This window comes from Ensifer sp. EB106-03-01-XG145, assembly GCF_058792075.1.
The window spans coordinates 24,034-43,730 of record NZ_JBYTEC010000029.1; the positions used below are offsets into that span (position 1 = coordinate 24,034).

At 58.0% G+C, this 19,697-nt stretch carries 23 protein-coding genes and 4 pseudogenes; 17 read left to right on the forward strand and 10 right to left on the reverse strand.

Annotation, left to right across the window (positions count from 1 at the left end):
- Window positions 1–78 precede the first annotated feature (78 nt).
- The 3 genes from AC3WWH_RS31545 to AC3WWH_RS31555 are packed head-to-tail and all read left to right on the forward strand — an operon-like array spanning window position 79 to window position 3,447.
- Window positions 79–1,437 (forward strand): NAD(P)/FAD-dependent oxidoreductase, encoded by a 1,359-nt coding sequence (locus AC3WWH_RS31545; protein WP_058324800.1) that lies wholly within the window; start codon window positions 79–81, stop codon window positions 1,435–1,437.
- The gene (locus tag AC3WWH_RS31550; RefSeq protein ID WP_306341310.1) at window positions 1,437–2,243 is read left to right on the forward strand and encodes a DUF1365 domain-containing protein; all 807 of its coding nucleotides are present in this window, start codon (window positions 1,437–1,439) and stop codon (window positions 2,241–2,243) included. Before AC3WWH_RS31545 ends, AC3WWH_RS31550 begins: the two co-directional genes overlap by 1 nt.
- On the forward strand, window positions 2,230–3,447 hold the full coding sequence (locus tag AC3WWH_RS31555) for an SAM-dependent methyltransferase (RefSeq protein WP_058324802.1): 1,218 nt from the start codon (window positions 2,230–2,232) through the stop codon (window positions 3,445–3,447). The genes AC3WWH_RS31550 and AC3WWH_RS31555 overlap by 14 nt, the downstream gene beginning before the upstream one ends.
- Window positions 3,448–3,453: 6 nt before the next feature.
- On the opposite strand, the gene AC3WWH_RS31560 is transcribed toward AC3WWH_RS31555, so the two are convergent.
- From AC3WWH_RS31560 to AC3WWH_RS31575, 4 genes are all read right to left on the reverse strand, one after another.
- On the reverse strand, window positions 3,454–4,242 hold the full coding sequence (locus AC3WWH_RS31560; protein WP_245299285.1) for an SDR family NAD(P)-dependent oxidoreductase: 789 nt from the start codon (window positions 4,240–4,242) through the stop codon (window positions 3,454–3,456).
- Between the two features lie 93 nt (window positions 4,243–4,335).
- On the reverse strand, window positions 4,336–5,622 hold the full coding sequence (locus tag AC3WWH_RS31565; RefSeq protein ID WP_245299286.1) for an MFS transporter: 1,287 nt from the start codon (window positions 5,620–5,622) through the stop codon (window positions 4,336–4,338).
- Window positions 5,623–5,639: 17 nt separating this feature from the next.
- Complete coding sequence (locus AC3WWH_RS31570; protein WP_058324804.1) at window positions 5,640–6,143, reverse strand: DUF3833 family protein; 504 nt, start codon at window positions 6,141–6,143, stop codon at window positions 5,640–5,642.
- A 71-nt stretch (window positions 6,144–6,214) separates the two neighbouring features.
- Complete coding sequence (locus AC3WWH_RS31575) at window positions 6,215–6,604, reverse strand: hypothetical protein (protein ID WP_058324805.1); 390 nt, start codon at window positions 6,602–6,604, stop codon at window positions 6,215–6,217.
- Window positions 6,605–7,006: 402 nt separating this feature from the next.
- Here AC3WWH_RS31575 and AC3WWH_RS31580 point away from each other — a divergent pair, with 402 nt between their 5' ends.
- From AC3WWH_RS31580 to AC3WWH_RS31590, 3 genes and pseudogenes are all read left to right on the forward strand, one after another.
- Complete coding sequence (locus tag AC3WWH_RS31580; RefSeq protein WP_197417447.1) at window positions 7,007–7,180, forward strand: FitA-like ribbon-helix-helix domain-containing protein; 174 nt, start codon at window positions 7,007–7,009, stop codon at window positions 7,178–7,180.
- Window positions 7,177–7,579, forward strand: a pseudogene (locus AC3WWH_RS31585) (type II toxin-antitoxin system VapC family toxin). Before AC3WWH_RS31580 ends, AC3WWH_RS31585 begins: the two are co-directional and overlap by 4 nt.
- A gap of 41 nt (window positions 7,580–7,620) precedes the next feature.
- Window positions 7,621–8,031 (forward strand): annotated as a pseudogene (locus tag AC3WWH_RS31590) (response regulator).
- A gap of 1,165 nt (window positions 8,032–9,196) precedes the next feature.
- Here the strand turns inward: AC3WWH_RS31590 and AC3WWH_RS31595 are convergent.
- Window positions 9,197–9,619: an ArsR/SmtB family transcription factor gene (locus tag AC3WWH_RS31595; protein ID WP_058324807.1), complete on the reverse strand. Its 423-nt coding sequence runs from the start codon at window positions 9,617–9,619 to the stop codon at window positions 9,197–9,199.
- Window positions 9,616–10,260: a peroxiredoxin gene (locus AC3WWH_RS31600; protein ID WP_058324808.1), complete on the reverse strand. Its 645-nt coding sequence runs from the start codon at window positions 10,258–10,260 to the stop codon at window positions 9,616–9,618. Before AC3WWH_RS31600 ends, AC3WWH_RS31595 begins: the two co-directional genes overlap by 4 nt.
- A 110-nt stretch (window positions 10,261–10,370) precedes the next feature.
- On the opposite strand from AC3WWH_RS31600, the gene AC3WWH_RS31605 reads away from it, so the two are divergent.
- From AC3WWH_RS31605 to AC3WWH_RS31625, 5 genes are all read left to right on the forward strand, one after another.
- Window positions 10,371–11,297 (forward strand): MBL fold metallo-hydrolase, encoded by a 927-nt coding sequence (locus tag AC3WWH_RS31605; RefSeq protein WP_058324809.1) that lies wholly within the window; start codon window positions 10,371–10,373, stop codon window positions 11,295–11,297.
- 5 nt (window positions 11,298–11,302) lie between these two features.
- On the forward strand, window positions 11,303–11,734 hold the full coding sequence (locus tag AC3WWH_RS31610) for a YeeE/YedE family protein (protein ID WP_058324810.1): 432 nt from the start codon (window positions 11,303–11,305) through the stop codon (window positions 11,732–11,734).
- Window positions 11,731–12,183, forward strand: coding sequence for a DUF6691 family protein (locus AC3WWH_RS31615; protein ID WP_058324811.1), 453 nt, complete (start codon window positions 11,731–11,733; stop codon window positions 12,181–12,183). Before AC3WWH_RS31610 ends, AC3WWH_RS31615 begins: the two co-directional genes overlap by 4 nt.
- 15 nt (window positions 12,184–12,198) lie before the next feature.
- Window positions 12,199–12,990, forward strand: coding sequence for a sulfite exporter TauE/SafE family protein (locus tag AC3WWH_RS31620; protein ID WP_058324812.1), 792 nt, complete (start codon window positions 12,199–12,201; stop codon window positions 12,988–12,990).
- A gap of 122 nt (window positions 12,991–13,112) precedes the next feature.
- Window positions 13,113–13,499 (forward strand): DUF302 domain-containing protein, encoded by a 387-nt coding sequence (locus AC3WWH_RS31625; RefSeq protein ID WP_058324813.1) that lies wholly within the window; start codon window positions 13,113–13,115, stop codon window positions 13,497–13,499.
- Window positions 13,500–13,730: 231 nt separating this feature from the next.
- On the opposite strand, the gene AC3WWH_RS31630 is transcribed toward AC3WWH_RS31625, so the two are convergent.
- Both AC3WWH_RS31630 and AC3WWH_RS31635 read right to left on the reverse strand, forming a co-directional pair.
- Window positions 13,731–14,087, reverse strand: a complete 357-nt coding sequence (locus AC3WWH_RS31630; protein ID WP_058324814.1) for a type II toxin-antitoxin system HicB family antitoxin — start codon at window positions 14,085–14,087, stop codon at window positions 13,731–13,733.
- Window positions 14,084–14,337, reverse strand: a pseudogene (locus AC3WWH_RS31635) (type II toxin-antitoxin system HicA family toxin). Before AC3WWH_RS31635 ends, AC3WWH_RS31630 begins: the two are co-directional and overlap by 4 nt.
- A 108-nt stretch (window positions 14,338–14,445) precedes the next feature.
- Between AC3WWH_RS31635 and AC3WWH_RS31640 the strand changes: the two are divergent.
- The 6 genes from AC3WWH_RS31640 to AC3WWH_RS31665 all read left to right on the forward strand — a co-directional run bounded on the left by AC3WWH_RS31640 (window position 14,446) and on the right by AC3WWH_RS31665 (window position 17,822).
- Entirely contained in the window at window positions 14,446–14,772 is a 327-nt protein-coding gene (locus tag AC3WWH_RS31640; protein ID WP_373419937.1) for a Tn3 family transposase, read from the forward strand.
- 341 nt (window positions 14,773–15,113) lie between these two features.
- Window positions 15,114–15,311, forward strand: a complete 198-nt coding sequence (locus AC3WWH_RS31645) for a hypothetical protein (protein WP_245299287.1) — start codon at window positions 15,114–15,116, stop codon at window positions 15,309–15,311.
- Window positions 15,312–15,479: 168 nt separating this feature from the next.
- Window positions 15,480–16,112, forward strand: a complete 633-nt coding sequence (locus AC3WWH_RS31650; RefSeq protein ID WP_058324815.1) for a DUF6448 family protein — start codon at window positions 15,480–15,482, stop codon at window positions 16,110–16,112.
- Window positions 16,113–16,215: 103 nt separating this feature from the next.
- Window positions 16,216–16,737, forward strand: coding sequence for a DUF4158 domain-containing protein (locus AC3WWH_RS31655; RefSeq protein WP_245299288.1), 522 nt, complete (start codon window positions 16,216–16,218; stop codon window positions 16,735–16,737).
- 56 nt (window positions 16,738–16,793) lie between these two features.
- The gene (locus AC3WWH_RS31660) at window positions 16,794–17,036 is read left to right on the forward strand and encodes a hypothetical protein (protein WP_492377476.1); all 243 of its coding nucleotides are present in this window, start codon (window positions 16,794–16,796) and stop codon (window positions 17,034–17,036) included.
- Between the two features lie 405 nt (window positions 17,037–17,441).
- Entirely contained in the window at window positions 17,442–17,822 is a 381-nt protein-coding gene (locus tag AC3WWH_RS31665; protein ID WP_058324818.1) for a DUF302 domain-containing protein, read from the forward strand.
- A 165-nt stretch (window positions 17,823–17,987) separates the two neighbouring features.
- On the opposite strand, the gene AC3WWH_RS31670 is transcribed toward AC3WWH_RS31665, so the two are convergent.
- Together AC3WWH_RS31670 and AC3WWH_RS31675 are read right to left on the reverse strand one after the other, a co-directional pair.
- A complete protein-coding gene (locus AC3WWH_RS31670) occupies window positions 17,988–18,158 on the reverse strand; it encodes a hypothetical protein (protein ID WP_156433236.1) in 171 nt (56 codons plus the stop codon).
- Window positions 18,159–19,196: 1,038 nt separating this feature from the next.
- Window positions 19,197–19,571 (reverse strand): annotated as a pseudogene (locus AC3WWH_RS31675) (hypothetical protein); the annotation flags it as partial.
- Between the last annotated feature and the right edge of the window lie 126 nt (window positions 19,572–19,697).

Genomic DNA, 19,697 nt, shown 5'->3' on the forward strand with positions numbered 1-19,697 from the left:
ATTTTGCAAAGGGTTCAATCCGCTTGGGCAACTTTTTCGTAGTGCGTTCGTAATTGTTCGTCAGAGTAAGGGGACAACATGCGGTTCGATCGGGGTATTGGGGATGAATCCGGGCAACGGCGGGTCGCCGTGATTGGCGCGGGTATCTCGGGAATGTCCGCGGCTTGGTTGCTCGGAAAAACCTTGGAGGTGGTGCTTTACGAAGCCGGCGAGAAACCCGGCGGCCATGCCAATACCGTTGTCGCGCCGACGCCGTGCGGGCCGGTTCGCGTCGACACCGGGTTCATCGTTTATAACGATCGCAACTATCCCAACCTCGTGGCGCTGTTCGACCACCTCGGTGTCCCGACCCAAGCCTCCAACATGTCGTTCTCCGCTTCGTTGGATGGCGGGGCATTCGAATACTCGGGCTCTGGATTGACAGGCTTGTTTGCTCAGCCGTTGAACGCACTTCGCCCGCGCTTCTGGAGAATATTGTCAGACATTTTGCGGTTCTATCGAGACGCTCCCAAAGCCCTCGACTGCCAAAATCTGGTTAGCAAGACACTTGGTGAGTTTCTCGACGAGAATGGCTATAGCCATGCTTTCGTTACCGATCATCTCCTTCCGATGGGCGCTGCGATCTGGTCCACAACGACCAAACGCATGCGAGATTATCCGCTGCATGCCTTCATTAGATTCTGCGACAGTCACGGTTTGCTTACATTGACGGACAGGCCGCGCTGGCGAACCGTAACCGGCGGAAGCCGCGAATATGTCAACAGGCTAATGGCGGATTTTTCCGGCGAGCTACGAACAAGAAGTGCAGTTCGGGAGATCCGCCGCGAGGTGGGAACGGTGGTCGTAACCGATCGTGATGGCAACCGTGACACGTTCACGGATGTCGTTCTCGCGACGCACGCCGATCAAGCGCTGGCAATGCTTTCAGAGCCTGACGCTCATGAGCAAGAACTGTTGTCAGCAATCGGATACACGATCAATAAGGCAGTTCTTCACACAGACACTTTATTGATGCCCAAGCGGCGAACCGTCTGGTCGAGCTGGAACTATATTGGCGCTTCGGAGGATTGCGGTGAGCGCCAGCTGTGTGTGACCTACTGGATGAACCGATTGCAAGGCATCGATCCGGCGACGCCGCTTTTTGTGACACTGAACCCGCATCAAAATATAGCCAGTGAGCGGATAATCACGACATTCGATTACGACCATCCTCTGTTCGATCAGCGAGCGTTGGCGTCTCAGAAGGAGCTTTGGGGTCTCCAGGGACGCGGCGGTGTCTGGTTTTGCGGGGCCTACTTCGGCAGCGGATTTCACGAGGACGGACTGCAGTCCGGGCTTGCGGTTGCCGAGGCCATCTCCGGCGAGCGGCGTCCATGGACGGTCCGCGATGATTCTGGCCGGATCCCCTCCGATATCGGTTATGCGGCGGCTCAATGATGTCGAGGTCGGCTCTTTACAGCGGGCAAGTGTGGCACGTTCGGTTTCGGCCCCGCCGGCATAGGCTTTCCTACAGGGTCTTTTCGCTGCTCCTCGATCTGGATGAGTTGGCGTCCTTAGACCGCAAGCTGCGCCTTTTCAGCCATAATCGCTGGGCTCTGTTCAGTTTTCGCGACAGCGATCACGGCAATGGTGAAGTAGGCGCGCTTCGCAGTTGGGTCGAACGGCAGCTTTCTGAGGCCGGAGTGGACGCGAAGCAACTGCGTATCCGTGTGCTATGTTACCCCCGCATACTCGGCTACGTCTTCAACCCTTTGACGGTCTTTTACTGTGAGGCAAGCGATGGCCAAGTCCGGGCCGTTCTCTATGAGGTCTGCAACACGTTCCACGAACGTCATACCTATGTAATTCCGGTGAGCAAAGACGAAGGGGGAGCGATCCGGCAGTCGTGCGTCAAAGAACTTTACGTTTCTCCATTTGTACCGATGGATTGCCGCTACGAGTTCAACCTCAGGCCGCCGGCAGAAACCGTGTTCGTCGGCATAACCGAAAACGATTGTGACGGGCGACTTCTCACGGCTGTGTTTTCCGGAGAAAGGGAAGAGATCTCGGACAAGAGGCTTCTTCTAACCTTCCTGAAACACCCCCTCATGACTGTAAAAGTAATGGGTGCGATCCATTGGGAGGCGCTCAAAATCTGGCTAAAGGGCATGCCCGTGCATCGCCATCGGCCGGCGGTTCTGCGGGTCGCCTCAACGATTGTCTCCCGTCTCGAACAGAAAGATACTAAAAATGAGCGAGTTTGAGCAGCGTGCTCCGTTGCCAATATGGTACGGTCGCCCGCTGTGGCAGAGAATAGCCTGCGAGTGGCTTGCCCGCATTGAGTGCGGTGAAGTGCGAGTGGAATTTCCGTGCGGGGCGGGGCACTTGGTCAAGGGCGACAGACCCGGACCGGCGGCGGCGATCGTTTTCAAGAATGCAAGACCAGTCTGGCGAATGTTAACAAGCGGCGGCCTGGGGTTTGCCCGATCCTATCTCGATGGCGATTGGGAGACGCCAGACTTGGGAAGGCTCATGGATCTGGCGCTCGCCAACCAAGAGCCCCTGAAGCCCGCGCTCGCCTCTCGCCCGCTATTCAGCCGCCTCGCTTACCTACGGCATCTGTTCAGACGAAACTCCCGTGCCGGGAGCCGCCGAAATATCGCGTTCCATTACGACCTCGGGAACGGTTTCTACGGCGCATGGCTCGATGAGACGATGACCTACTCTGCCGCCATCTTTGAGCGGCAAGGGCAGTCACTCGGTGAGGCCCAACGGGCTAAGTATGACAGGATCCTAAATGAGCTTCGAATCGGTCCCGAAGATCATGTTCTTGAGATCGGTTGTGGCTGGGGCGGATTTATGGAGTACGCCGCCTCGCGCACGGGGTGTCGTATTACCGGGCTGACTTTGTCTAAGGAACAGGCCGGCTTTGCGGAAACTCGGCTGGCAGGCAAAGGATTGTCCCCGTTGGCTGAGGTTCGGCTGCAGGACTATAGAGATTGCAAAGGACGTTTCACCAAGATCGTCTCAATAGAGATGTTCGAAGCCGCCGGAGAGGAGAATTGGCCGGTATACTTCGAGCAGCTGCGAGCGAACCTCGCTCCAGGCGGACAAGCGCTGGTCCAGGTCATTACGATCGATGAGACGCGGTTTGAGCGGTACCGGCAAAACGCCGACTTTATTCAAACCTATGTGTTTCCCGGTGGCATGCTGCCTTCTGCGGCAGTCTTCAGGCAGACGGCTGTCGCTTCCGGCTTACTGGTGCGGGATGCATTTTCCTTCGGCCGTGACTACGAAAAAACCCTGCTCATGTGGGAGGGCGCTTTCCTCGACAATTGGCACAAGATTGAATCCGCTGCATTCGACGGACGGTTTAAGCGATTGTGGCGCTACTACCTCAACTACTGCGCTGCCGGTTTTCGTAACGGTACCATCGATGTCTACCAGTTCCGCCTGGAATTGAAGTGACTGAGGTCAGGTTTCGTCCTCGCGCAGCATACGGCGCGTTAAGGCGAACCGTAGACTTGGAGGGAGAACCTTCAATAGCTTCAAGGCCACTTTCATCCTCCACGGGAATGCGATCTCGAACTGCCCTCGCTCAAGCCCCCGCATAATGTATTCCGCCGCACTTTCTGACGAGATCAGGAAGGGCATTGGGAAGTCATTCTGACGCGTCAAAGGCGTATCGACAAACCCCGGGTTGATAATTGTCATCTGGACGCCATGCCTTTCCAGTTCCGGATAAAGAGCTTCGCACATGTTTATCAAGGCGGCTTTCGTTGCGCCGTAGCCGGCGGCACCAGGAAGACCGGTGTAGCCTGCCACAGACGCCATTACTGCAATCCGACCCGACCGGCGCGCGGTCATTGCTGGCATGATTGCCTGCAAACAGTTGACGGTACCAATGATATTGAGCCCGACCATCTCTCCGATCGCCGCGGCGTTGAAAGTGGCCAGTGTATCGCGCCGATACGTGCCTGCGCCGAAGACCGCAAGGGAAATCGGACCCAGGCGCATTTCAACGTCGCGTACGGTGATTTCTGTCGCTTCGCGGTCGGTCACATCGAGGGGAAAAGAATGGATCTTGTTCTCCAGCGATTTTGCGAGAGTATCAAGCTCCACCGAGTTACGCGCGCTCACGGCGACGGTCCAGCCGTCAAGTGCCAAACGGAGGGAAAGCGATTTACCAATCCCAGAGCTTGCGCCGGTGATCCACGCCACCTTTCGCTCATCGGTCTTGTGGAGCGTGTGATTGTTGATCAATTCGAGCCTCACAGTCAAAACGAATCTACCTCAGGTAGCAAGGGGGACGGCTTTGTGATTAACCCTGCCAGTCTGGAACGACCTCAAATCCTCTCAAATGCGGTCAAGAAGCTCTCGTTGGGCCACTCGATCGATCGGAAAACGCCACATGAGCCCGATTGCTGCGAGCTTCGGAACTATCGGTAACCAGGCGTAAAGCATCGAAAGTCCCTTGAGCGCGTCGGGCGGCGAACGTTCTTGAGCCGGATCGAAGCCAAACACACTCAGCAACGGAAATACCACCCCCACGGCTGCCGCGAGCGAGAGCTTTGTGGCAAGCGCCCACGCAGCGAAATACATGCCGGAACGCTGAGAACCTGAGACTGCTGTATCGTTGTCAATTACGTCTGCCTGCATGGACGGTGGCAGGACCAGGTCGAAGCCGAGCAGAAGGCCGGTGCACACGCATATCGCACCAAAGGCGACCAGATCGCCGTCCCCAAGAAATCCAGATATCGCGAAGATGGCGCACGTCGCTATCATAGCGCCGCTCCACGCCTTGTGCTTGCCCCACCGGCTTGCGGTCTTCACTGCGAGCGGTACACCAAGGATGGCGCATGCGAAATAGACAAGGAGAAGCGGGCCGCGCCAATCCGGTGCGCCGAGCCGATCGGAGACAAAGTAAAGAAAAAGGGTAGCTGGCACTGCATTGGCGAATCCATTCAAAAGAAAAGCGACAATGAGGCGCAGGAAAGGCCGGTTCTTCGTCATGAGAAGCAGGCTTTGAACGATGTTAACGTCACGGGTCGATCGGTTGACCGGTTCGGGAACGAAAACGAAGGCCGCAAGACCTGTGATCGGAAGGAGGACCGCGACCAGGATGGCTATCGTCTCTAGCCCCTCAACGCCATCGGTCACTGTCGGCCCAACAACGAAGGGGAGGCTGATTGCCGTTAAGGTCCCGAATAGTGTCGACCCTTCGCGGAAAGCGGCAATACGTGTTCGCTCGGCATAGTCGTTTGAAAGTTCTGCGCCCCAGGCTGTGTAGGGGAGAGATGTCCATGTAAAGCCAAGTGACAAAAGCCCGCCCCATAAAAACAGATAAGCGAGCCCGACAGATTGAGGCGGCCAGAAGAGCATAAATGCGGCGCAGGCAGTTAGCGGGATCGACGCGAGAAAAAAGCCGCGCCGGCGACCGCCGACGCCATGCCACCGGTCGGCAAGCCAGCCGAACATCGGATCGCTCGCCGCATCAAGAACACGAATGGCAAAAAGTACGCCGCCAACGGCCGCGACTGGTAGTCCCATGACCTCGGAGTAAAAGGTTGGAACGATAACGAAAAGCGGCAAAGCCAGCGCCGCCAACGGAAGCGCAGGTAGCGCATAGATAACGAGTGTCACGGCGCGCGTTCTCACGTTCACCGCCTCGTGAACTCGACACGTGTCCACGCGACCGGCAATCCGAACTTCGTCACATAGGCGGTATTGAGTATCCGACCGTCATTATTCAACGTCATTGTGTCGTGGAAGCGGACTTTGTTCTTGCGGTTTTTCGGATCGAGTAACACCAGATAGCTAAAGCGCGCGACATTATCTCTAATCCGCACCTCGGTCTCTCCAATCACGTCCTCCCGCGTACCCCTGTATGTGCCGGGTCCATCCTTGATGAACCGCCATGTCTTGCGATCTCGCGTGCCATCATCGAACGTGAAATCCTCCCTGAGCGTCAGGGTGCGGCCGTCCCATTTCCCCAGCAACTGGACTTCGAATGTCCTTTTAACCCCAGTGATGCTTCGAAAGCTTCCTTCGGCGCTCGACCTGCCTGTGAAGAAGCTTTCAAGCGAAAAGGATCCGGCGTTCGCCGACGTAACCAGTGCAAGGTTCATGGCGACGACCGTGAGAAAAACGCTGAAGATCCGCATGCTTGTCCTCCGTCAAAGTTATTGCTCGGCATGATCACAAACTCCGTCTCGCCTCGCTTCCGACCGATATTTCAAAGCTGTGGACCTATTCGGGCAATGCCGGTCTTTCCGTCGTCGCGGATCCACTTCAGCCGCTTTTGATCGACCCGATAAAGCTCGAAACACATTGAGCGACCGTCGTACCAGGTGCGAAACCGCTGGCAGAGGCGGTCTGAGTCGATCCACCAGGTGCCCGCGTCTTTGGGTTTGACGAACCGACCGAGACCCAAGGCTTCGCCGTCACCGTCGACGCTCCCACTCCTTCGATAGTTGAGGGGGAATTCTCCTCCCAGCGGAGCTTCAAGGAAGATCTGCCGGCCTACGATCTCTCCCTCGATCTCGTTCGCTTTGTATCGTTCCGCAGCGGCCTGGGATGCCGTAGCCGTGGACAACGCTGCGATCACTATTGCAGTGCGAAACATGGCTCCTTCGAGTGCTCCCGTTGCTGTCGTCGGCGGTGGTTACGAGAAGCAGGTGAAGTTGGATCATTTCTGCTACGCGTTCTTGTTTGGATTTCGTGAGCTTCGGGCGTCCTAAATCGACGTCTATCGTTCCTCCGGAGCCGGTGGTGCGCTACTCTAGTCAAACGAACCCTGGTAGACCGCCCACGCGCGAGCTTGGCCCGGCGATGCCTCTACGGCGCAGGCAGGCGAGGTGCTTGAAGCACCAGCTAGAAGAGGATTTGAAGCTGCACTCGAACCGCCGGCCGAGCCTTTCAAGCTGGGCTAGAAGCCAACCGTTCAAGAATGAAATCCTGCAACTTGAAGATTGACTGCATTCGACGCTACATTGCAGTCAATGAAGTCGAAGAGGAGGGTCTGAGTATGGCTATCCTGACGGTACGAAATGTGCCTGATGAGGTGCACCGAGCTTTGCGTGTTCGCATCGGCGATGCCTTGGCTGAGCTGAGCGGGCGGCTTGGCCTGACCAATGAGGATTTTGAAGTGTTCGACCAGGTGCGAGACAAGGCGCCAGGGGAGCCAATGAGGTTTGAATGATCGTCCTGGACACGAATGTTGTCTCTGAAGCGATGAAGCCGACCCCGGATTTGGCCGTGCGCACTTGGTTGAATGACCAAGTAGCCGAAACTTTGTATCTGTCCAGCATGACGCTGGCGGAGTTGCTGTTTGGCATCGCTGCGCTACCAGATGGCCGGCGCAAAAGGCATTAGCCGAAACGCTTGATGGCCTGCTCGAACTGTTCGATGATCGCCTGTTGCCATTCGACACAGCGGCCGCTCGGCACCATGCGGACCTCGCGGCAACCGCGCGAGCGGCGGGGAAGGGCTTCCCGACACCGCTATCGCAGCCTCCAAGGGGTTTACAATCGCAACACGCGATACAAGACCCTTCGAGGCGGCAGGAGCTGCCGTCGTCAACCCGTGGAGCCACCCATAGAGTCGCGATGGGGCGGCTCTCGGGTTCGCTTCAGGAGCAAGATCCGGTGGTCGGCTCCCGACCCAAAGAGACATCCAACCTTAGACGATGCGCTGCTGCTACTGGATTTTGAGCACGCCCTCGCTGGGGCAGGTTCCCACATTCTGGCGGCGTCCAACGCAAAAAAAAGGCCTTGCAGATCTTGACGGCGGCAACCTCGCCAATCCAAGGCATTGTCACCGACATCCGACTCGGCAAACCGCCGGATGGGTGGGAGATTGCGCGCATCGCACGAGAAATCGACCCGCAGATTGCCGTCGTCTATCTCAGTGGAGATGGCGCCCATGAGTGGGCTTTCGAAAGGCGTTCCGAATAGCATCATGCTTGAGAAACGCTTCGGCTTGGCTCAGTTGGTAACGGCGATCTCCCAACTCCTCAATGACAGAACGGGCAGTCAACCCGCGACCAACTGAAATGATCGCGCATTCGCTATGATGCAGTGGCAACGTTCGAACCCACCTTTCGGTCGTCGGCATCGTGCGGTCCGCGATATCCATGCCGACCCCCGCTATGGGAAAATCGGCTCCTCACCACGGTATGCCGCAGGGCACTTGCCGGTCGTTAGCTATCGTCGGGCACGACCAACCCAGCGTGTTAACCGCCGAGTCCGAGAAGATGGTCGCCTCGATCGCTGCCCATGTAGCGATTGCGATCGAAAACGCTCGGGCGGCCGAGCGCGAAGTGGCGAACGAACCAAGCCGAGCGGGCAGCTCATCAGCTTACCGCGATCGTGGCGTCCTCCGAGGATGCAATCCAGTCGACGGACGTAAATGGCGCAGTAGTCATCAGCTGGAATGCAGGAGCCAGGCCAATCTACGGCTAAACCGCCGAAACGGCCGTGGGACGGCCAGTTACCTTCTTGATTCCCGCTGACGGTCTTGGCGAGGAGTTTGACATTCTGGCGCAAATCCGCGCCGGTGACCCCGTCGATCATTTCGAACCGATGCCGCTGCGCAGCGAATGGCGCTGATTTCGGTCTCGCTCAGGATCTCTCTGAGCCGCGAGGAGGCCGGCCGGAGGTCCTTCCGCGATCCTGTCCGCAACCGACCACCCCTGGCTACCGCCTGACTATCGTTGGCGTGGAACGTTCCGATACAGTCGCGACTGACCCTCTCAAGAAAATGAATGAAACAGGTAACGGCGCAAGATCGGCGCCCATTCTCGTACCCAACAGCCGCACAGCTTTCGACAAGTTTCATAACATGCTTCTCCGGACCCTACTGTTTCCACGGTTCGGCTGAAGGGAGGTTCATACTCCAAGCGAGTTACTCTTTGTGATGACTTCCGGGCCGGCACAGGTCACGTGCCGCTGCAGGTGGATGTCGAAATCCTGCTTGCGGTTGACGAGAGGTATTTCGCTATCAGCCGTTGGGCGGGAGCCTGGCTCCCGCGAATTTCAGGCGGTATTATCCTCGGCCTCGCTGCTGTCGTCTGAGAGGTCCAGAGAGGCAAGCCGGCTTACGACTGCGACGGCGATCGCGTGGTGACGTTGTGTCGTGCGAATTTGCATGACTCTGCTTGCTAGGTGCGGTCATTGGAATTTCGGAGTGATGGCTCTTCGACGCCGTTCAGGGGCTATCAAACCGGATCCATCCGTGCGAAGTGCGCCGCTTCCCCGATATTTGACTTGAGGGCGCTGGACGACGATAAAGCAGGCGCATGTTGGCCGTCACGCGATTTTATATGGCGGTCAGCGCCGCAGAAGAGACTCAGCAGCAGGTCCATGACCGCTTCGACCCTTTCATCGGCGATGGAGTAGAAGATCGTGCGCGACTCCCGACGCGTCTTGACCAGACCCGCCTGGCGCAGCTCCGCAAGTTGTTGCGACAGTGCCGGCTGCTTCAGCCCAAGGTCGTTTTGGATGTCGCCGACCGACCGCTCCTGCTGAGCGATGTGGCAAAGCAGCATCAGCCGGCTTGGCGCGCTGAACAACCGCATGAATTCGGCGGCCTCGGTGGCCTTGTTCTGCAGCGTTTCGATGGGAATGTCTTTCCCGCTCATGCGATCCGCTCCCTATAATACCAAGCGCCCGTCGACCCATTGGCCGCTTCCGCCTCCTCCAGGGTCGTTGCCGGCTGCAATAACAGTGGGTCGCCGGAACACCAACCCTCTGGCGTGGAGGCGCCTTCGCGCTGAGATACCTGCAAGGCTTCGACAAGGCGCAAAAGTTCGTCCACGGATCGACCTACATTCGTGGGATACCAGACGATAGCGCGGATAACGCCTTCAGGATCGATGGCATAGGTGGCCCTGACAGTTGCACTGCTCGGCGCCGCACTGTCGAGCATGCCATAGGCTTGCGCAATCGCCATCGACGGATCCTCGATTAGCGGGAAGTCCACCTTGACGCCGAAGCTCCGCTCGATATCGCGCAACCAGGCAAGATGCGAATAAAGGCCGTCGACCGATAGAGCCAAGAGGTCGCATCCGCATGCGGCAAAACGTTCCTTTGCACGCGCAAAGGCGATGAATTCACTCGTGCAAACCGGAGTGAAATCGGCCGGATGCGAAAAGAACAAAACCCAGCGGCCTCGATAGGTGGCTAGGGACACCTCTCCCGCCGTCGATCGAGCCGAGAAGCCGGGCGCGTAATCGTTGATCCTGAGAGTGCGCGCCTCTGTTCCTGAATCGGTGTCGTTCATTCCAAATCTCCTGACCGGTACTTCTCCGCCTATAGCTCAGAAATCCACGATATACACACTTGCATATTTACTGTAAATATATATATGATTGGTCAGCCAGGAGATCTGCGATGACGGATACCGCATTCACTCACGCGCGCGAAATTATCCTCGCCGCCCAAGATGAACCAATGAAGAGGCCAGTAATAAAGTCATTCTTCGACCTCGCAACCTTCACTGTCAGCCATGTCGTTCGCGATCCGGGATCGAACGCCTGTGCCATTATCGACAGTGTGCTCGATTACGATCCCGCCTCCGGGCGGACAATGAATGACTCAGCACGGGCGCTCATTAATTACGTAAAATCCGAAAGTCTCGAGGTGCGGTGGCTTCTGGAGACGCATGCCCATGCAGATCACCTGTCGGCAGCTCCACTACTGCAGGCCGAACTCGGGGGCGCGCTCGCGATTGGCCGCGAGATTGTCCGGGTGCAGGAGGTCTTCGGCAAGATCTTCAATGCCGGCTCTGAGTTCCAGCGGGACGGCAGCCAATTCGATCAGCTCTTCCAAGATGGTGACCGGTTCAAGATTGGCGATCTCGAGGCAACGGTCTTGCATGTACCGGGACACACCCCCGCCTGCCTCGCCTACATCATCGGCGACGCCATATTCCCTGGCGACACGCTGTTTATGCCCGACTACGGCACGGCACGCTGCGACTTTCCGGGCGGCGATGCCCGCCAACTCTATCGGTCGATCCAGAGACTGATGCGCCTGCCGGACGAAACCCGCATGTTCATGTGTCACGACTACAAGGCGCCAGGCCGCGAGGAATTTGCTTGGGAGACCACCGTGAGTGCAGAACGGACCGGAAACGTTCATGTGCACGACGGCATTGGCGAAGATGCGTTCGTCAAGATGCGGACCGAGCGGGACGCGACGCTTTCGATGCCGAACCTGATCTTACCTTCAGTGCAGATCAACATGCGCGGCGGCCGGTTGCCACCCGCTGAAGACAACGGCGTGCACTATCTTAAAATCCCCGTGAACAGGTTGTAACAGCGATGAGTGAGATCAACTATCTTTGGCCATTAGCCGGCGGCCTTCTAATCGGCCTGTCGGCGGGCCTTTACCTTCTGCTAAACGGACGGATCGCCGGAGTTTCCGGTCTTACGGCCGCGGCGGTGAGCCTGACAGGTGGCGGGATCAACAAGTTGGGACTGGGCTTTCTCGCAGGCATCGTCGCCGGCGCCTGGTTCACGTCCCTCCTTGTTCGAGAACCCCACATCGCCATCACCTCCTCGCCCCCGTTGCTGATCGCTGCAGGACTGATCGTCGGTTACGGCACACGGCTCGGATCCGGATGCACGAGCGGTCACGGCGTTTGCGGGATCGCACGTCTTTCGCGACGTTCGCTCGCTGCAACAGCAATCTTCATGGCCGTAGCAGGCATTACCGTCTTCGTGACCCGCCATCATCTGGGAGGTCAATTATGATCGCTCGTGTCCTGGCATCCATCCTCTGCGGCCTCATCTTTGGGGCGGGGCTGGTGATCTCCGACATGATCAACCCCGCACGTGTGCTGGCCTTCCTCGATGTCGCCGGCAACTGGGATCCGTCGCTGGCGTTTGTAATGGGGGGTGCCCTCATCCCCTCCGCCGCCGCCTACATCATCCGCGGTCGCCGCGCGGCACCACTGCTCGACAGCCGCTTCCATGTGCCAGAAAACGCCTCGATCGACTGGAAGCTCGCGACTGGCGCGGCCCTTTTCGGGCTCGGTTGGGGATTGGTGGGGCTCTGCCCCGGTCCGGCGATCGCCGCATTGTCGACCGGCCGATGGGAGGCCGCAGTGTTCGTTGCGGCGATGTTGCTCGGCATGGCGGCCTATCGCGTTTCGCTCGGCGGCATGTTGAAAACCAGCTCTTCAGCCAGCACTAAAGCCTAGCCCGACGGAACATCCATGTATCTCGATCCTCTACAATATTTTCTCGGCGGGCTGTCCGGTGTCCTGGTTGGCTTCACTCTCGGCCTGTTTGGCGGCGGCGGTTCGATACTCGCCGTCCCGCTGATGGTCTATCTGGTCGGCGTTCCGAGCGCGCATCTGGCGATCGGTACCAGCGCGCTCGCGGTTGCCGCCAATGCCTTCACGAACCTTGTCGCTCACGCGCGCCTCGGAAACGTCAAATGGCGCTGTGCCGCCGTCTACAGTGCCGCAGGAATCGCCGGGGCGTTCCTCGGTTCAACGCTCGGCAAGATCGTCAGCGGCCAGCACTTGCTGATACTGTTCGCCCTCCTGATGCTAGTCATCGGCGCCCTGATGTTCAAGCGAGGGGATGCCGAAGGCAATCCGGGAGCCCAATGCAATCCCGAGAATGCCTCTAAAGTCTTAGGTTTTGGCGGCATGACCGGCATTCTATCAGGTTTCTTCGGGATTGGCGGGGGGTTCCTCATCGTCCCCGGGCTCATTGCGGCAACAGGCATGCCGATCATCAATGCCATCGGCTCCTCCCTCGTCGCCGTCACCGCACTTGGGCTGACGACGGCCCTGAACTACGCCTTTTCCGGCTATGTCGATTGGGCACTGGCAGCGGTCTTCATCCTCGGCGGTGTCGCAGGCGGGACACTTGGCGCATTCGTCGCGGCACATCTTTCGGCCAGGAAAGGCGTGCTCAATAGATTGTTCGCTTCACTGATCTTCGTAGTCGCTGGCTACATGATCTACAGGGGCGTGGGCCAGACTACGGCGTCTTGATCCCACGCCGACCGAAGCATCCATTTCGATGTGCCGCTTAGGAAGTAGCGAACACTTCACTCGCTCAACCGTCCTTGAACCAATCTGAAACGCTCCAACGAAAACCGATGAAAGGAAGTCCAATGAGCTACTATTTCGCAAAAACGTTGTCATGCGGCTTTGACGAAGCGGTACAGCGAACGACAGGCGCCTTGAAGGCTGCCGGTTTTGGCATCATCACCGAAATCGACGTCAAGGAGACGTTGAAGAAGAAGATCGACGTGGACTTCCGTCCTTACCGAATCCTCGGCGCCTGCAACCCGCGCATGGCGTATGAGGCGCTCAACATCGAGGATAAGGTCGGTACGATGCTACCGTGCAACGTCATCATACAGGATGCTGGAAACGGCAAGATCGAGGTCGCCGCCATTGATCCTGTCGCCTCGATGCAAGCGATCGGCAATCCAAAGCTTTTGGAGACCGCCAAGCGAGTGCGGTCGATGCTGGAGAGCGTCGTCGAGGGACTTTGACCGGTCGTCTCGCTCACAATCATGACGCAAAGAAAATCAGAGCCACTGGTTGTCGGCCATGGACGTCGGCTGGCACATTTGATGCCGATCAATGACCCAAAGTTGGCCAGCGACTTATCATTGATGCTCACTCAGCAAGAGCACAGCGATGTTCAAGGCCTCCATGATTGTACTGATGACCGTTACATAATGTATCGACTGGAATGCCGGCCTTGCGGGGAAGCGAATGGCCTATGCCGAAAGACGGGCCTCTGCGAAGTGCGCCGCGGCTTCTTCCAATGCCTCCTCGGCCCACTGATTGAGACTCTTTCCCGAAAGTTCGGCAGCCAGAGCAGCTCGGCGATGCACTTCGGGAGCGACGCGAAACATCATCTTGCCGGAATAGGGCCTTTGAGGCTCTTTGCCGACGCTCTTGCAGGTCTCAAGGTAATCATCGACAGCTTCATGGAACGCCTTCTTCAGTTCAGCAACGCTGTCCCCGTGAAACCCGACTACGTCAGAAATGCCAGCAATCTTACCGAAGAACAGTTCGTCCTCCGCGTCGAATTCTATGCGAGCGTGGTAACCGTTGTAAGTCATGGTGTTCATGGTTCTACTCCAATTTGCGTCAGGAATTCGCGAGCGTCGCGAACCTGATAACGCTTTGCCTCCTTGTGGGATGAGGACGATGGAAGCTCGCGATTATGCCGTCCTTTTCGAACTTAACGCGAGAGCCGTTTCCTTCGATGACGTTCGCGCCGGCAGCTACAAGCAGGCTTTCTATAGCGGCCCACTCAATGGTTCCCGAGACCGGATCTCTGAACACAGCCGCGAGGGTCTTTTTCTGCTTGCTGTTCATGCTAGCAAACATAGTGGCGCTTGCTATTTCTGCAAGCGTTATTTTCGATGCCACTATGAGTACAGTGAGTATCGATGGAGCCGCTGGCTGGTGTTACCCACGAACGCGGTGAAATCCGCGACCGATTTTTCGAGAGCCAAGAATTCCGATTCCGGCCTCAATCTCGTCGTCAGTGCCATCGTACACTGGAACACCATCTATCTCAGCCGCGCTGTCGTCACCTCCGTAAGAGCGGCCGGATCATTCCTGACGCCTGCTCAAACATGTGTCTCGCCTCTCAGTTGGGAGCACATCAATCTCACCGGCATCTCTTCCCGGGACGATTGGGGTCGCTTGCTGGAGGGGGCGAAATTTTACCTAAGCGATTTGGACGTGAACTGTTTGGACGTGGACTGTCGATTTCCACTGAGACCGGCATTTTTCGGCGAGAATTGACCCGCCCTTTATGTTGTAACGGGTCGTGTGTGACGGTCAAGTTCCTGGTTTTCTCCTTCGCGTTTTTGGTTTCGTGCGCAGAGCTGTTCTTGAAGCGGACCTCCCGTGCCTGCTCGCCCAAGCGCTGTAATCGACCAAAAGCAGAGCTGGATCCTATTGCACTTGCTGCGGTGAATGGACGACCTCTTCAACATATTGATCTGCCGCAAAGCCAGTACCTGATTTCTATGCGATAAGAGCAATTCCGGTAGTCAGTCCGGGATAGCCGTGCGCTTGGGAGGAGCAAGCGATGGATTTCAAGATCCCTGACCGCTGAAAGCAGAGCAAGCCGGAATTCACGCGTGGTCGATGCAATGAGAGCAGGCGACTATACCGGCGAAGCGGCGGAAAAAGTCGCGCGAACCGTCGTCCAGGGCATTGCCGACGTTCTCGCCCTAACAGACAGGCTTGAGGCGAACTGCCCGGCATGTTCGCCGAGCACAGGCAGATTGTGCGCGGCGCTCGGCGATCTCGTGGCTGCGGCGAAGGCCGAGAAGTAACCGAGTACGCGCATCTTGCCGAGAGGCTGATCTCGCACGCCCGAACTGAGGAAGAATTCCTTTGCCCAGCCGCGCTCCTCGGCGACCGCTATTTGAAGCTCAGACTCGGAAAGTAGGCGCGCTCGCGGAGCTATTTTCCCGCTGATCAATTCCCAGGAGGAACTCACGATGGCGAAAATTCTCGCTTCCTATGCCCTGCTTGTCGGGCTTGCGCTTGCGCCTATGAGCGCTCGCGCCCATTGCGACGCCGCGGATGGTCCCGTAGCCACGGCAGCAATCAGGGCCCTCGATACCCGGAACGTCAATCTCATCCTCCCCTTCGCACCGGCCCAAGCGGAGCCTGAGTTGAGCGTCGCCTTCAAGCAGGCCCTCAGCGTGCGCGAGAAGGGGCCGGAGGCCAAGGCGCTGGCCGATCACTACTTCATGGAAACCGCCGTGCGGCTCCACCGCGCGGGGGAAGGAGCGCCCTATACCGGGTTAAAGCCCGCGGGCACAGATTTTGGACCCGCGATCCCTGCCGCCGAGAAGGCGCTTAAGATCGGCAAGTCGGATGACTTGACTGCACTCATAGCCGAGCAAGTCGCCCATGGCATTGAAGACCGCTACCGCGACGCGATGCCTCACAGCGCAGCGCCAGCGATGATGGCGCCTTCCACAGCAGCTGATGTCGCTAAGGCTCGTGAGCGTGTGAGTGCGGAACTCGCCTTCATCGGGTATATCGAGGGCATCTATCTCGCGACGAAGGGCGGCGTGCATGTCGAAGCCGCGGCTACCACGGATCACCATCAAGGCACGGACTGACGTGTCCAATCGGCCCGTACAGTACGGCGGTACGGTAGCTGTGGAGGGCGGCGGCGAGCACCCCGTGAAGACGAGCGCGGCTGACATGGACAGCGCCACCGCAATGTCCGGGCGAACCCGTAGTTCCCGACGACACCCTGGTTTTGATCGCGACGGGCAGAACACACACACGGTATCGCCGCTTCTTCTGCGCTACCCATCCGAGCGAATAAGTTGGACGCGCCCATCCAGCCAGTGCACGCGATCACGCCGGTGCGAGCGACATGGCGAGCGGATTGAAGCCCCTTCGGCGTCGCGGCGTTCTTGTTTGGCTGCGGTGAACGCCATCCCGGACAACGAAAGGGAGATCGCCAAACATTGCACGCTTGACCGGCAGGACCTCAATCTGATCATGCGACAGAACAAGACATCCAACCGGCTGGGACTTGCCTGTGTTCTGGCCGTGCTGCGTTATCCGGGACGACCGCTTGCGGATGGAATCTTGATTCGGCGAGCCGACAATCAGGCGGCCGCCCGTCACCCGGTCTGTCCGGGAGGTTCAGAAGCCGCTGACGGACGTCTCGAAAGCTTGCCATGCGCTCATCGAGGCCAGGGAGAAAGGCGAAGATATCGCCAAAGCGCCTGAACAGGTCAATGGCCGTCTTCGCGACCAGTGTCCTTTCGGGTCGGGGCGAGGTGATCATGTCAGTTGAATTCGAAAAGGCGGTTCAGGATCCTGCCTCGGTCTTTGACAAGCCCGAGGACGTCCTGCGAGATGTTTCACTCACGCGGGAGCAGAAGATCGAAATCCTAAGCCGCTGCGAATACAACGCCTCGGAGGAGGCGGTGCCCCTTGAAGAAGGCATGCCGGGAGATGAGACCGGGATATTGAAGCGGATCCTGATCGCACTCGGCGAGGTCGCTGGCCCATCAATCTCGACCTGACCGCGACTATCAAGCAACACGGTCTATCCCGGAAGGCAGTGGGACTGCCAAACACAAGGAGGTAGAGGTCGCCGCAGCCAACAAAGCCGGCTGATGTGTACAAATGACCTTCAAGTGGAGCATGAATCCTGATGCCGATCTGGCTGGTGAAGACGACATGGCTCGAACGACGAAACCGAAGCGACCGAGCAATGGGAGGTGAATGCGGACACTGAGCTCGTGCGGTTTCGGCCGCACCATTTCGAAGCGAGCCTGCGGCCCATGTTCGGTGGTGATGAAACTGCGCCCCTTTTGCCTGGTTAAGTGCAACGGCTGTCCCCTGATCGGGCTTTGATCCAGGCGTGACATCCCGGTCTTTGCATGGCGAAATGGGCTGTTATGGGCACGAACAGAAGGAGATGTCCGATGAGCAATTATTTTGCCAAGACGCTCTCCTGCGGGTTTGACGAGGCGGTGCACCGCACCGCGGAAGCGTTGAAAAATGCTGGTTTCGGTATCATCACCGAAATTGATGTCAAGGAGACGCTGAGAAAGAAGATCGATGTAGACTTCCGGCATTACGTCATTCTTGGCGCCTGCAACCCGCGCATGGCGTACGAAGCATTGAAGATCGAGGACAAGGTTGGGACGATACTGCCGTGTAACGACGGAATCGATCGCTGCGATCTCCGTCTTGCCGGCCTCAGCATCCTGAACAATGACGCCTCCATGCAAGCCATTGACAATCCGGGGCTTCTGGAGACGGCAAAGCAGCCCGCATCGCATTTGGGAGCGGGCTGCCGTTGACTTCGGTCAATGCCCATTGGGCCGGCCGGAATCGCGGCGACCAGGGAACAACTGCAGGAGAAGATGCGCGGACTGTCGTTTCTGGCCGCGGAGCAACTGGATGCCGAGAGCGGAACGGCTAACTGACTGAGCGTGCGACACCTGCCAGTTTATGGTGGCTTGACCCTACTCGCCATCGCGAACCCTCTGGATGTATCGCTGTCTGTCTTCCTCGGTGGCGCCGGTGGACAAGTCCTGACCAAGTTCGGCCCGATGGGCAACCGGATACCAAGGACGCCCTGGGTTCTCTTGTTGCCAGAGCTTCTTCGCGCGCTGTTCGATTTCGCGATCGTCCACCTGCATCTCCTTCGTGTCCGGATCGGAGCATACTAGGACGATGGGCGCAAAGCGACGCGGCCTTGATGGAGCCTTTAAACGGCGTGCAAGCTCTTGCTGTTTCGATAGCCCGGCGTTGTCGCCAAATCGGTCAAGCCAGAGTCGACGTCGTCATCAGTCTTCAAGCTGTTCGGCTTCGCGGAGTTCAGCGCATGGGAGAGGGCAGAAAAGCAGGGCAACATCGTATTGGACAAAGGCTCTTGTGGGTGGTGGATGTTGAAAAAACGGAGGAAATCTTACATAGCTTGCCCCCGAAATCCTGGGTTTTCGCGCACCCTCGGAACGAGCAGGGGCACAAAAAGTGTCACTGCCTTCTCGATCACATCGAAAAGGGTTCGCAGCTGGACAGGAAGGGGTCGGCTCCGGTAGAGGGCCCAAATGGCACCCTCTCATGACCGTCATGATGTGAGAAAGCATAGAACGATCTCGCCGAGTTTACATCTACGGCGGTTGATTTCAACCTGACGCTGTTCGCCTCCGCGGCTGTTTTGGCGGGTAAGGCCAAACTCTTAAGCGGACGAGGTGCGATCCATGCTGGAGACGGTTGTCAAAGCGCTCTGAGTATGCCTCATGGTCCCGCAGGGTACTGTGCCGCCGATATGCCCAACTAAGGAGGACAGCATGTCTTCAACCTTGACCCAGCTTGCAGATGCCACGTCCACTTGACGGCATCAGCAAACGAGGCGCGAAAAACCCTGCGAACGTTTGCTGCTTGCCCCGCCAAGATTAACACCGCTCCACCCTGCTGCCGGACGAAACGGCGACGCTAAGCACACTGACGTATCGTCCTTGCACTGAAAACTAACCGACAGCTCTCACAGCGCCACGGCCACTTCAGTTAACGGAGGCGCGATCCTCTTTATTGAATACACCATTGAATACACCCCGTAGCGCGGCCGCCAAGTCGCGAACGTGTAAGGCTTCCGCAACCGGCTGCTGACCCGGGCATCCGCTGCGATTTCCGGTCCGGCATAGCCTGATGTGAAGAGAACCGGGATTTCAGGGAAACGCTTGCTGCTTACCGCAGCAAGATCGGCACCGCTCATTCCGCCTGGCATGCTGGATGGCAGGCGTGCGTTCAAGAATGGACAGTGCCTCCGGGCCATTGCTTGCCCCAAGGACTTTGTAGTCAAGCTGTTTCAGCCGCGAGACGGTGACGCGACGAACGCGCTCGTCATCTTCCACGACCAAAATGAGTTCGCCATTGCCCTTGGGCAATCTCGGAGTTGCCTGACCTTCCGATGTCTCATCGCGCTTGTCGGTGACCAAGGGAAGGTAGACCCGCACGGTCGTTCCCTGTCCGACCTCGCTGTACAGCGCGACGTGCCCGCCGGACTGCTTCACAAATCCATAGACCGAGCTTAGTCCCAGCCCCGTGAGGGGCCGGAGGGTCTCGTTGTCAAAGCCCGCGCCATCTAAGGCGTGACGCTAGTGCTGCCAGCCGCGCAGGCCTCGACCGCGGGTGATATTGGGGCGCAGGCGAACACGAACCGCGCTGCG

What these genes read in the sequence shown, in the direction of transcription:
- AC3WWH_RS31545 (WP_058324800.1), top strand. Translation starts at nt 79, where the DNA reads ATGCGGTTCGATCGGGGTATTGGGGATGAATCCGGGCAACGGCGGGTC.
- AC3WWH_RS31550 (WP_306341310.1), top strand. Translation starts at nt 1,437, where the DNA reads ATGTCGAGGTCGGCTCTTTACAGCGGGCAAGTGTGGCACGTTCGGTTT.
- AC3WWH_RS31555 (WP_058324802.1), top strand. Translation starts at nt 2,230, where the DNA reads ATGAGCGAGTTTGAGCAGCGTGCTCCGTTGCCAATATGGTACGGTCGC.
- AC3WWH_RS31570 (WP_058324804.1), bottom strand. Translation starts at nt 6,143, where the DNA reads ATGCGGATCTTCAGCGTTTTTCTCACGGTCGTCGCCATGAACCTTGCA.
- AC3WWH_RS31575 (WP_058324805.1), bottom strand. Translation starts at nt 6,604, where the DNA reads ATGTTTCGCACTGCAATAGTGATCGCAGCGTTGTCCACGGCTACGGCA.
- AC3WWH_RS31580 (WP_197417447.1), top strand. Translation starts at nt 7,007, where the DNA reads ATGGCTATCCTGACGGTACGAAATGTGCCTGATGAGGTGCACCGAGCT.
- AC3WWH_RS31595 (WP_058324807.1), bottom strand. Translation starts at nt 9,619, where the DNA reads ATGAGCGGGAAAGACATTCCCATCGAAACGCTGCAGAACAAGGCCACC.
- AC3WWH_RS31600 (WP_058324808.1), bottom strand. Translation starts at nt 10,260, where the DNA reads ATGAACGACACCGATTCAGGAACAGAGGCGCGCACTCTCAGGATCAAC.
- AC3WWH_RS31605 (WP_058324809.1), top strand. Translation starts at nt 10,371, where the DNA reads ATGACGGATACCGCATTCACTCACGCGCGCGAAATTATCCTCGCCGCC.
- AC3WWH_RS31610 (WP_058324810.1), top strand. Translation starts at nt 11,303, where the DNA reads ATGAGTGAGATCAACTATCTTTGGCCATTAGCCGGCGGCCTTCTAATC.
- AC3WWH_RS31615 (WP_058324811.1), top strand. Translation starts at nt 11,731, where the DNA reads ATGATCGCTCGTGTCCTGGCATCCATCCTCTGCGGCCTCATCTTTGGG.
- AC3WWH_RS31620 (WP_058324812.1), top strand. Translation starts at nt 12,199, where the DNA reads ATGTATCTCGATCCTCTACAATATTTTCTCGGCGGGCTGTCCGGTGTC.
- AC3WWH_RS31625 (WP_058324813.1), top strand. Translation starts at nt 13,113, where the DNA reads ATGAGCTACTATTTCGCAAAAACGTTGTCATGCGGCTTTGACGAAGCG.
- AC3WWH_RS31630 (WP_058324814.1), bottom strand. Translation starts at nt 14,087, where the DNA reads ATGAACACCATGACTTACAACGGTTACCACGCTCGCATAGAATTCGAC.
- AC3WWH_RS31650 (WP_058324815.1), top strand. Translation starts at nt 15,480, where the DNA reads ATGGCGAAAATTCTCGCTTCCTATGCCCTGCTTGTCGGGCTTGCGCTT.
- AC3WWH_RS31655 (WP_245299288.1), top strand. Translation starts at nt 16,216, where the DNA reads ATGTCCGGGCGAACCCGTAGTTCCCGACGACACCCTGGTTTTGATCGC.
- AC3WWH_RS31660 (WP_492377476.1), top strand. Translation starts at nt 16,794, where the DNA reads ATGTCAGTTGAATTCGAAAAGGCGGTTCAGGATCCTGCCTCGGTCTTT.
- AC3WWH_RS31665 (WP_058324818.1), top strand. Translation starts at nt 17,442, where the DNA reads ATGAGCAATTATTTTGCCAAGACGCTCTCCTGCGGGTTTGACGAGGCG.